At 36.2% G+C, this 287-nt stretch carries 1 tRNA gene; it reads left to right on the top strand.

The window, feature by feature from the left end:
- The first annotated feature begins 1 nt into the window (after position 1).
- A tRNA-Gly gene (locus RG959_RS24015) sits at positions 2-76 on the top strand.
- Positions 77-287 lie beyond the last annotated feature (211 nt).

Genomic DNA, 287 nt, shown 5'->3' with positions numbered 1-287 from the left:
TGCGGAAGTAGTTCAGTGGTAGAACATCACCTTGCCAAGGTGGGGGTCGCGGGTTCGAATCCCGTCTTCCGCTCCATAGTATTTGCTTTGAGGGCATTCATCATTCTGTTTAATGAATGAAGGATTTGCGAAATTTTGAAATGTGCAAATTATTATTTTAGGAAAATATTTTTGTAAATTCCTATTGATTTCGCAAGAAAGCTTATGTTGTATTATGAATCCGCCAGTAAATAAGGCGGATTGAACAAAATGATTTGCATCTTCATCATTTTGAAGGAATAATATTT

This window comes from Domibacillus sp. 8LH, assembly GCF_038806185.1.
Lineage (GTDB): Bacteria > Bacillota > Bacilli > Bacillales > Domibacillaceae > Domibacillus > Domibacillus indicus_A.
This window is presented reverse-complemented; position numbering and strand designations above follow the sequence as displayed.